This window comes from Helicobacter trogontum, assembly GCF_000765905.2.
Classification (GTDB): Bacteria; Campylobacterota; Campylobacteria; order Campylobacterales; family Helicobacteraceae; genus Helicobacter_A; species Helicobacter_A trogontum.
In genome coordinates, this window is the sequence record NZ_JRPL02000025.1 from 23,823 (window position 1) to 32,134 (window position 8,312).

Annotated in this window: 14 protein-coding genes; 1 reads left to right on the forward strand and 13 read right to left on the reverse strand. The window is 34.5% G+C overall.

Annotated elements, in window-relative coordinates; genetic code table 11:
* Positions 1-131 precede the first annotated feature (131 nt).
* Positions 132-380 (forward strand): Mor transcription activator family protein, encoded by a 249-nt coding sequence (locus tag LS81_RS08750; RefSeq protein WP_005218763.1) that lies wholly within the window; start codon positions 132-134, stop codon positions 378-380.
* Here the strand turns inward: LS81_RS08750 and LS81_RS08755 are convergent.
* From LS81_RS08755 to LS81_RS08805, 13 genes are all read right to left on the reverse strand, one after another.
* Positions 377-694, reverse strand: coding sequence for a BRO-N domain-containing protein (locus LS81_RS08755; RefSeq protein ID WP_052096642.1), 318 nt, complete (start codon positions 692-694; stop codon positions 377-379). The two genes, LS81_RS08750 and LS81_RS08755, sit on opposite strands and share 4 nt — an antisense overlap.
* A 117-nt stretch (positions 695-811) precedes the next feature.
* The gene (locus LS81_RS08760; protein WP_081956000.1) at positions 812-1,000 is read right to left on the reverse strand and encodes a hypothetical protein; all 189 of its coding nucleotides are present in this window, start codon (positions 998-1,000) and stop codon (positions 812-814) included.
* A gap of 174 nt (positions 1,001-1,174) precedes the next feature.
* On the reverse strand, positions 1,175-1,417 hold the full coding sequence (locus LS81_RS08765) for a transcriptional regulator (RefSeq protein ID WP_034347702.1): 243 nt from the start codon (positions 1,415-1,417) through the stop codon (positions 1,175-1,177).
* 33 nt (positions 1,418-1,450) lie between these two features.
* Positions 1,451-1,939, reverse strand: coding sequence for a phage protein GemA/Gp16 family protein (locus LS81_RS08770; RefSeq protein WP_034347703.1), 489 nt, complete (start codon positions 1,937-1,939; stop codon positions 1,451-1,453).
* Positions 1,914-2,435, reverse strand: coding sequence for a hypothetical protein (locus tag LS81_RS08775; RefSeq protein ID WP_034347704.1), 522 nt, complete (start codon positions 2,433-2,435; stop codon positions 1,914-1,916). The genes LS81_RS08770 and LS81_RS08775 overlap by 26 nt, the downstream gene beginning before the upstream one ends.
* A 100-nt stretch (positions 2,436-2,535) precedes the next feature.
* Positions 2,536-2,694: a hypothetical protein gene (locus LS81_RS11645; protein WP_162846251.1), complete on the reverse strand. Its 159-nt coding sequence runs from the start codon at positions 2,692-2,694 to the stop codon at positions 2,536-2,538.
* A gap of 2 nt (positions 2,695-2,696) precedes the next feature.
* Positions 2,697-3,179 (reverse strand): host-nuclease inhibitor Gam family protein, encoded by a 483-nt coding sequence (locus LS81_RS08780; RefSeq protein WP_034347705.1) that lies wholly within the window; start codon positions 3,177-3,179, stop codon positions 2,697-2,699.
* Positions 3,176-3,550, reverse strand: coding sequence for a DUF7768 domain-containing protein (locus tag LS81_RS08785; RefSeq protein ID WP_233715866.1), 375 nt, complete (start codon positions 3,548-3,550; stop codon positions 3,176-3,178). Before LS81_RS08785 ends, LS81_RS08780 begins: the two co-directional genes overlap by 4 nt.
* A 355-nt stretch (positions 3,551-3,905) precedes the next feature.
* Positions 3,906-4,049: a hypothetical protein gene (locus LS81_RS11340; protein ID WP_158659397.1), complete on the reverse strand. Its 144-nt coding sequence runs from the start codon at positions 4,047-4,049 to the stop codon at positions 3,906-3,908.
* A gap of 69 nt (positions 4,050-4,118) precedes the next feature.
* Positions 4,119-4,394 carry a hypothetical protein gene (locus LS81_RS08790; protein WP_034347707.1) on the reverse strand — a complete coding sequence of 92 codons (276 nt, stop codon included), beginning with the start codon at positions 4,392-4,394 and terminating at the stop codon, positions 4,119-4,121.
* Positions 4,391-5,254 (reverse strand): AAA family ATPase, encoded by an 864-nt coding sequence (locus tag LS81_RS08795; RefSeq protein ID WP_052096643.1) that lies wholly within the window; start codon positions 5,252-5,254, stop codon positions 4,391-4,393. The genes LS81_RS08790 and LS81_RS08795 overlap by 4 nt, the downstream gene beginning before the upstream one ends.
* Positions 5,251-5,520 (reverse strand): hypothetical protein, encoded by a 270-nt coding sequence (locus LS81_RS08800; protein WP_034347708.1) that lies wholly within the window; start codon positions 5,518-5,520, stop codon positions 5,251-5,253. The genes LS81_RS08795 and LS81_RS08800 overlap by 4 nt, the downstream gene beginning before the upstream one ends.
* A 73-nt stretch (positions 5,521-5,593) precedes the next feature.
* On the reverse strand, positions 5,594-8,227 hold the full coding sequence (locus LS81_RS08805) for a DDE-type integrase/transposase/recombinase (protein WP_138069898.1): 2,634 nt from the start codon (positions 8,225-8,227) through the stop codon (positions 5,594-5,596).
* Positions 8,228-8,312 lie beyond the last annotated feature (85 nt).

The window sequence follows — 8,312 nt, forward strand, 5'->3', positions numbered from 1 at the left end:
AGTAAGGTCTAAATACATTAATTATGTAAAATAATAATTCTTTTAGTGTATTTTTGTAGCAAAAACTTGTTTTTTTCTTGCTATTTTGTTAGTAAAAAAAATTATAATCACAAAAAAACAATGGAGTTAATGTGCACTACCTAGAAGAAATCTGCATTGATTATAAAAATGGTATGAGCTTTGAAAAGATATGTAAAAAGTATGGTGGCATAAGCCTTTATGTGCCAAAAGTAATCCCAAACGCAAAAGAAAAGATAATACAAGAGTTTAATGGAGCAAACTTTGCGACACTCGCCTATAAATATAACTTAAGTGAAATAACTATAAGAGATATTATAAAGAAAAGCAGGGAGGGTAAAAGAGAGGCTACATTGTTTTAGCATGAAGGGAGGACTTCATTTACCACCCATTGTCTAAAGGGTTTAGCTTTTGGTTTATCACTTCGCATAAGCACAAAATAGAGTTGTGGCTCGGTAATAAAGGTGGCTTGTTGTGTCCTACCTAAGCTATCTTGTATGGGGTAGATTAAATCTACCCCACCTTCAAACTCCCTGTTTATCGCATTTTTAACATCAGAGACATTGCCTATCTCCAACACCTCACAAATATCCCTAAGGCAAAACAAAGGATTCTCATTATCGCCTATAACCCTAACCTGTCCTAAATCTTTATGATTAAATACTTGTAGTTGCATATTATTCTCCTTATAAAGATATTTTTAGTTCTTTAAAAGGGATTATCTCTCCAAGTTACTCGTTAGTGTTGTGAACCTTTCTTAAAATAAAGCTGATACGCTAAAAAAGCACACAAGCTAATTGTTGCTATTGTGAGTATTATTTGACCCATTTTTACTCCTTTCATCTAACTTGATAGACATATACATAATACATACACTCCCTAATGAAATGACTATCGGCATAATACCAAAATCACCATTGAGTAAAGCGAATGTCCCATTTACAAATAAGCCTAGACCAATATTTTTTGTTAAATCATACATAATATTATAGCAAAACTAACGAAATAAATTTTGAGGTTTAACAATCCACTTTCAAAGAACAATCAAACACTTTATTTATGTTTGATAATGTAATTATAACACATTAAAGGTTTAAAAACAAGTATTATTGCATTTTATTTATGTTTTTTGTATTAAATTAACACTTTAAAAGTGTTATTTAGTAAGGATTGCTTTAAGTGTATAGAAGTCTCGAAGTTGCTCTTTAAGTTTTTGATTTTCTAAATAAAGTTCAATCGCCTTTGTGAGAGGCTCACTCAAGCTCTCTTGTCTTGAAGCATTATTTATCGCACTCTCACTATACCCAATCTTCTCCCCTAGCTCTCTATAAGTAAGCCCCAATTCCTTACAAGTCTTTTTAATAAGATTCTCTGTTTTTTTCTCTGTCTTGTCTCTCATCTCTATCCTTTCTCTTACAAACTTTTTCTAGCTCTAAGCATTAAAATCCGCATTATTTGCATACTGCAATCGCTTACTATCCCATTGTATTATCTTTTTTAATCCTATGATAATCTTTGTAGCCTCCTCTTTACTTAATGCTGCAATGGAATCTATCTCTTTATTTATTTGCCTTTTAAAAAAAGCCTTTTTCTGTTTATCATTATATCGAAGAATATTGAGTAAATGCTCTATGCTTAGGGCTTGTTTCTTGCTAAGAGTTTGCACCTTTTGTGCTAAAGGCAGTAGCATAGCTCTCCCCACTCTATCACTTGTCATATAATCTCTATCTGCTATTTTGTTATTTAATAGATCTAGCACTTCTTTTAATTCGCTAATACTTAAAAACTTAGCACTTTTAAGCCCATATCTAAGCTCTACCCACTCTTCCCAACAACCATTCTCCTTAATCTCTTTATAGCGATTATGTATATGTATCTTTGCGAGTAATCTTTTTCTAAAGTCCTCTTGCTTTTTGCTCATTGTATTTCTCCTTTTTAGCTAGATTTATCACTCTTATCTCTTCAAAAATTCTCCATAGAGTTGGATTTGTATTCCTATCTACATGATTGATAAAGTTTTCTGTACCCTCTATGTAATCTATTGGATCTTCTTTTTCACACTTCTCTTCAACATTTACTCTTAACACTTTTGCTTCTAATTTATGAAACACTAGCCCTTTAGACTTTAGCTCTCGCTCTTTATATAAAGCACGCATAGTCTCTATAATCTCTTTTTCCTTCATTCTGTATTCTTTGAGATAGCCTACACTTTTGAAATTCACAATAACGCTCTTTCTCTCCTGCCTATCATGCAAATCAATACGCACAATACCACTTGCAAGACTAGGCATAGAATCTTTTATAAGGCTATCTAGCATATTACGCTTATTAAGCTCTTCCCAAATATTAAATTCGCCATAGCTTTTATTGATAAGCTCTTGCATGCGTTCTTCATACACACTTTGCTTTTTACTCATACTCTTTCCTAGCTTTGCAAAAATATAGACTTTAAATACCTTTTAAAAAGTATTTAAAGTCTATATTTTCCCCTAAGTCTTAGCTTAGGGAAGCAGACATTTAGCTTTCAGTTGTTTCTTGCTTTTGTTTTTGTGAGAGTTGTGTAAGCTTGTCTGCAGTGCTATAAAAAAGCAGGGCTACCTTAAAGCTTAACTCCCAATCTTTGTCATCTTTTAAATGTTTAGTGATTTCTTCTAGCCCATGTTTAATCTCTTCCATATCTACCCCCTTTGCAGTGATTCTAACTTTGGCTCAATTCTAAAATTATCTTTTACCACCCTTTTTAATCCTAGCTTTACAAGAGCTACATCATCAAGCTCACATAAAGCATCTTTATTAGGCTTTTCTTCATAGCTTATGCAATCTTTAAAACCAAATTTCTTAATACTCTCACAAAGACTTTCTATTTTATCTTTATTGCGTGGCAGACTTACAGATTTGCTCACACGATAGCCAATTGTGCCAAAGACAAGCTCTTTACTTCTTTTATCTACAAAGGCTGCTTTATTTGCATTACAAAAGTTCTCAATCTCTTGTTTGATAAAGTTTGCTTCATTATTAAGCTCTTGTATTCTTTCTGCATACTGCTCTTTTATTGCATTACATGCAAGGCTTACTTGCCCCTCAATCTCTGCAATATTTACTAAAATCTCACAAAGCCTCTTTAATTCATTATCAACATCAATAAAATCATTATATTTCATATTATCTCCTTGCATTCAAATTCATAAAAGCTTAATCCTAGCTCTTTTGCCTTCTCTATCTCTTTAGCCATACCACTCGAATATCTGTTATATGGCGTTTTTACAACCATAATGCCTTGAGATGCCTTAAGTAAAGCATTACTTCCGTGTAAGGCTTTGTCTCTCTCAATGCTTTCATCATAGACATCTTGGAAACATAGCACAGGCGATAATGGAATATATCCCATTTCCTTAACCGCCTTACTTCCAGCCTTAGCATATTTATATATAAGCTTTAATGCTTCTCTTTCTTTTCTTCTGCCTTGCAAGATTGCTAAATAAGGGCTACAAACAAATATAATCATTGCTGCTTCCTTTGTTTCTCTTTCCATTTTTTTACCTTTTTTCTATTTGTTTCAAACACAGAATAGTAGAAATACAAATCAGAGAAATATTGCTTTATTCTCTTAAAAATACTCATATAAATCCTTTTAACTAAACTATACAAAGGTTAGATCCATGCAAACAGCCAAACTACCCATGCGGAAGTATCTTTGATTGATTTTAAGTGTTGTTGAAATTTTTGCAAGGGAGTGTATTATATATACATGACCGAAGCAAAAATTGAAAACTCGCTTAAAAGCAACAAAGAGGCAACGCACAGCTAATAGAGCCATTCATATATGATTTTAACCTCATACACAAACACAACTCCTAAAAACACCCAGCCTACTACTTCTAACCACTTCATGATTTACCCAATAATGCAAGGCAAAATCGCATAAGCTTTATTCTGCCTTTAAGCTCTTTTTTACTCATGCTCTTTAATGTATATTTATCTATGTCAGGGACATAGCTTTTATGTATTTGACACAATGTCTTTTTTGTCATTACTGCTCCTTTTTAAAATCTCTGTGGGAATCCCACAATGAAAGGCTATAAAAGCCCTTCATTCTAGGATTAACTACTTTTTAAGTTTGTGTAGTAAAGAAATCTGCTATGCTTCATGCGTTTAAGATTTTGCATTATGGCTTTAAGGGTTTTTGCAAAATAGCTACTTAAATAGCTTCTAAGATTTGTGCCCTTGCCTTGAGAGTTTTGAGAATAGTTTTTGATGTAGGAGCATACTTGTCGTATGTGACTATCTCGAAAACTATCTAATCTCTTGAATGAAGAGCCAAAGCTGAAACTTTTAGGATAACTCACTTCAAAGTGTCGCAAGATAAACACACTCACAAAATAATCATGCTTGATGCTTGCTTTACTATCTCATAACTCACCTCCACCTCATGCAAACTCGCAAGTCTCTTAGCCTTTCTAAAAAGCTTTGCACTGCTTCTAAAATTCCCTTTGGTATAATTAAAAATATGCTCATTAAAATAAGCTCTGCACTCTCTCTCATCACAGCCCCTTAAATGCCACCTTGAATCAATACGAGAATATAATTGCTTTAAATCCCCATTTTTACCCATAAGATTCTTTGTGAGTATTTCAGTCCCAACTAATACAAAGCCCTTTTGACTAAAATCCCAAATGCGTCTTAAATCTTCTAGTGCCCTTAAAGGCAAATGCTCTGCTTCATCAATGATAATAAGGCAATCTCTACGGGATAACTCTTTAGCAATGGCAACTACTTTGTCATGCAAACTTTTTTGATAGCTTAAATGCAGTCTATCACTAAGGATTTCTAGCAATACCTTTGCAGTCGTATGCAGTGTGGCTTCAATCAATATGCAGTTTGGGTGATTTTTTGCATATTCTTTTACAATAGTGCTTTTACCGCTTCCAGCTTCCCCAGTGATTAAAGCAATCTGCCCATCAACATAGGCTTCATTGATTACAAAGTCAGCCATTTTCTTATCATTTGTCTCATAAATCTTGCTAGTATCCATCTCACTATTAGTCTTTTTATTATTCGTATTTTGGATATAAAGCTCAATTTTTCTAGCTAATTCTTCATTATTGCCCTTATACTCACCCTTTCTAAAGGTAGAAATCGCACTAGCATTAATGCCAAGCGCGCGAGATAAGGCATTTTGACTCACATTATGAAGTTCCATAAATATTTCTAACTCTTTTCTTATTTTTTCAATCATGCGTTATCCTTTATAAACTTCTCTAGCTTTTCTATAAGATTCATGCGTCTTTTTGTATCACTAGCCACATAGTTATTGCGAGTATATTTAAACTCTTTTGCAAGCTCTAAATACATTGCAATCTCTTTGATATTACACACACGCCTTTTACGCCCATGTTTTTCTATAAACCTACATCTAAAATCCATATCATTCTTACGAAGCATTGTTAGTAACAAATACGCCTCATCACGAAACAAAATATCCGCTAAAAAATACTCTTTCATGCCTTTCCTTTTGTTAGATTTTGTGAGAAACTCACAAGCCAAAGGCTAAAAAGCCCTTAGATTCTAAGTTTCTTTATTCTTTGCTTTTGGTTACCGCACTATAAAAACTCAAATCCCTTTTAACTTCACCCTTAGATTTCATGTTTTCTTCTTGTGTCTGTAACTCCACTAGATTCACTATATCTCCACCACTAATAGCCCTATTTGCCTCACTCTTTAGTTTTGCAGATACAATGTCTATATTATTGATTTTAGGCACACAAGGCTTTATTGTTCTTGGAGCATTACTTGCAGCACTCTCTATTAAGCCCTGCAAGTTTGCATATTGACTATCTTTTGCAGTTTGCATATCTCTCTTAGCTGCCTTTATGCGTTTAAGCGATATTTTCTCAGCCATTTTTGCACTCTCTGCACTCACACCATCAAAGCCTATGCGGGTAGCTATATCTACAAACACCCCTTTTTCATCATAGATAAACAACTCTTGTGTATTATTGATATTTGGTCGCACGATTACAGAGTCATAGCTAAAGGCTTGAATGCTTTGATACCACACTCCACCATGCATAATGCCCTTTTTATTCACTCTGCGTTTTACACTTGGTGATAGCTTCATAATGAGTTCATACTCATTCATAGCCACTGCTTCATTTGCTTTTTGATTATAAGCCTCTGTTGGAGTCATGCCTAGTGAATCTAGATAGCGATTATTAAGCAGTGTATCCGTATATGTATCTATCGCATAAAGCATAGACTCAAAGCTATCTAGCTCTTTTAAGTTTGTTAATGCTCCCTTTTTAAGCCGTCTCTCTTTCTTACTAAAGAAAAATTCAATAGCCTGTCTCTGACTCACATTGTGTCCGATATAGCCACGCCCCCATGATACAACTCTATCTTGCAAACTTCTAAAAGTATTTTCTACATAAGGTTTTAACCACCCACTATAAGCCCTTACATTTTTATACTCTATATCTAAGTTTTCCATAACTGCCTTAGTGTATTTAGAGAGGAATGCCTTGCCATTGTCTCCTTTAATCATTTTAGGTTTGCCATACTTAAGGATATACTTTGCGACTGCACGAGCTACACCTAAGCTATTTTCAGTATCACTGATATGAAAGCTAACTACACGGCTATACGTATCTACTAAAGAGATAAGCACATATCTTTTTTGCCATGACTTTACATGACTTATATCAACACCCAAGCTCTCTGCCAAGCTTTGAGCATTAAAGACTTTGTCTAATGGCGTAGAATCTATCTCTACTACTTGATTAATGCTTGTAACTTTATAGTTACTCTTTCCTAAACTAGCTTTCATATTGCCAATTAGCGCATCTTCACCTCTGTGTGTAAGGGTGTTTTTAAGTCGATTTTTCTTTTTCCATGCGTTTATATATCTATTAAGCACTGCATAGCTTATATACTCACTTTTCTTAGATTTAAAGTCTATAATATCATGCACTCCTTGCATATGTAAGTGCATATGCAAGAGCTCATGCACACTATTAATGTTTATACGAGCACTTTGTGCATTTAGGATAGAATCTAGCAAATCTTTTAGCCCCAAACTCTCAATAAGGCTAGCTCCCTCTCTCACATAACCCCTAATATCAAGTAATCCATCTAATCCTTGCTCTTTATATGCCCTCTGCCAAGCATAGAGTTTATTCTCACTAAGTTTCAAGTTGTAGTCATTATTTACATTGAGATTGACTGCTGCTACAAAGTCCTTTGCACTCACACCTTTATTTTTTAAGCTTTCCCAATCTTTTATAATCCGCTTTTTCTCTAACGCTATTCTTCTTGCCTTAGTTGTAGCAAAGTCAAATGAAGTGAGATTGTCTTGCCTTGCTTTTTGTGAGTGTATGTCTTGTATTGTTTCTTGCTTTGTATTTTGCAGGTTTGTTTCTTGTGTGTCTTGTGTTGTTTCTTGTGCTTCCTTGTCATTGCGAGAATTTAGAACATCTTTAACATAATCTACATTGTCATTGCGAGAATGCGTAGCACTCATAGCAATCTCATCATTTACACTGCCCCCACTTGTCATGTTGTCTTTTTTACTTGTCAAGTCGCTATTATTTGTCATGTTGAGCGAAAGCGTTACATCTCTAATACTATCTGTTTCTTTTTGGTTATGCAAAAGATCACAAGCATCATCTCCCCCATCATCACAAACATGCAAATCACCACACAAACTATTATGAGAATCCACTACACCACCCATTGTTGCAGTTGCTTCTGTATGAATGGACGCTATATTAGATTCTATTGCTTTGCTTGGTATGTTGTTGTTATTTGTTAATATACTACTGCCTACACCACTACACGCCAAAGTGTCATTTACGCCACCACTCACCACTGCACCACTACTCATGTCATTGAGTGCATGCAAAGTATGCGTAGCATTCGTGGTAATCTCATTACTCACACCAAATGTGTGTTTTGCCATCTTTTCTAGCATATCCACCCTATAATTATGCAGAAATGCCTCTGCTTCTGCTTCACTCTTAAAAGGCTCACTCCATATTTGGAGGACTTTACCACCACGACCAATGCCATTGGTGTACTTAAAAGGTAAAATTTTACCTTTTAAAGTGCAAAATTTTTTGCCAAGAATATCTGCACGCTTAATAGATTTTAATAAACCCTCAATGTTGCAGCCATGCAATTTCGCAAACTCTTTACTACTCATCCATTGTCCCATTATTTTTCCTCTTTATAAGCAAAGCATGCTTGTCTTCTTGCCTTAACTTTAAGCTTACCATTATGTGTTCTTCTACTGAAGTGCC

Excerpts from the sequence above, each read along its gene's own strand:
- LS81_RS11340 (WP_158659397.1), bottom strand. The coding sequence starts at position 4,049 with ATGACAAAAAAGACATTGTGTCAAATACATAAAAGCTATGTCCCTGAC.
- LS81_RS08795 (WP_052096643.1), bottom strand. The coding sequence starts at position 5,254 with ATGATTGAAAAAATAAGAAAAGAGTTAGAAATATTTATGGAACTTCAT.
- LS81_RS08765 (WP_034347702.1), bottom strand. The coding sequence starts at position 1,417 with ATGAGAGACAAGACAGAGAAAAAAACAGAGAATCTTATTAAAAAGACT.
- LS81_RS08755 (WP_052096642.1), bottom strand. The coding sequence starts at position 694 with ATGCAACTACAAGTATTTAATCATAAAGATTTAGGACAGGTTAGGGTT.
- LS81_RS08770 (WP_034347703.1), bottom strand. The coding sequence starts at position 1,939 with ATGAGCAAAAAGCAAGAGGACTTTAGAAAAAGATTACTCGCAAAGATA.
- LS81_RS08760 (WP_081956000.1), bottom strand. The coding sequence starts at position 1,000 with ATGTATGATTTAACAAAAAATATTGGTCTAGGCTTATTTGTAAATGGG.
- LS81_RS08800 (WP_034347708.1), bottom strand. The coding sequence starts at position 5,520 with ATGAAAGAGTATTTTTTAGCGGATATTTTGTTTCGTGATGAGGCGTAT.
- LS81_RS08780 (WP_034347705.1), bottom strand. The coding sequence starts at position 3,179 with ATGAAATATAATGATTTTATTGATGTTGATAATGAATTAAAGAGGCTT.
- LS81_RS08805 (WP_138069898.1), bottom strand. The coding sequence starts at position 8,227 with ATGGGACAATGGATGAGTAGTAAAGAGTTTGCGAAATTGCATGGCTGC.
- LS81_RS08775 (WP_034347704.1), bottom strand. The coding sequence starts at position 2,435 with ATGAGTAAAAAGCAAAGTGTGTATGAAGAACGCATGCAAGAGCTTATC.
- LS81_RS08785 (WP_233715866.1), bottom strand. The coding sequence starts at position 3,550 with ATGGAAAGAGAAACAAAGGAAGCAGCAATGATTATATTTGTTTGTAGC.
- LS81_RS11645 (WP_162846251.1), bottom strand. The coding sequence starts at position 2,694 with ATGGAAGAGATTAAACATGGGCTAGAAGAAATCACTAAACATTTAAAA.